At 69.9% G+C, this 632-nt stretch carries 1 protein-coding gene; it reads left to right on the forward strand.

Annotated features, from left to right (window positions below; all coding sequences use genetic code 11):
* A partial coding sequence (locus tag J0695_RS39135; RefSeq protein ID WP_206969617.1) for a LuxR C-terminal-related transcriptional regulator occupies positions 1-557 on the forward strand: 557 nt, incomplete at its 5' end.
* Positions 558-632: the final 75 nt, after the last annotated feature.

Consider the following 632-nt stretch of genomic DNA (forward strand, 5'->3'; position numbering starts at 1 on the left):
GCAGCCAGCCCGTCCATCTCCGGCATCCGTACGTCCATGAGCACCACGTACGGATGCCGGAGATGGACGGGCTGGCTGCGGCGCGCGAGATCCTGGACCCGCCGATCGGGGTCGTGCACCGGCCGAAGGTGCTGATGCTGACGACTTTCGACGTGGACGACTACGTCTACGAGGCGCTGCGCGCCGGGGCGTCGGGCTTTCTGCTGAAGGACGCGCCGCCCGCGGATCTGATCGCGGCGGTACGGGTGGTGGCCGCGGGGGACGCGCTGCTCGCGCCGTCGGTGACGCGGCGGCTGATCGCGGACTTCGCGGCGCAGCGGCCAGCGGTGCGCAGTGCCCCTGCTTTGCGTCTGAACGGGCTGACGCCGCGCGAGACGGAGGTCCTGGAGCTGATCGCGAAGGGACTTTCGAACCAGGAGATCGCGGGGCGGCTGGTGCTGGCCGAGCAGACCGTGAAGACGCATATCGGGCGGGTACTGGCGAAGCTGGGGCTTCGGGACCGGGCGCAGGCGGTGATCTTCGCTTATGAGTCGGGGCTGGTCGCGCCAGGGTCATAGGCGGGGGTTCTTCCCCTGCCCCGCCCCTTCCCGAATCCGGAGCTGCGCCCCAGCCCCGACTCATAAGCGAAGATC

This window comes from Streptomyces beijiangensis (assembly GCF_017315755.1).
Classification (GTDB): Bacteria; Actinomycetota; Actinomycetes; order Streptomycetales; family Streptomycetaceae; genus Streptomyces; species Streptomyces beijiangensis.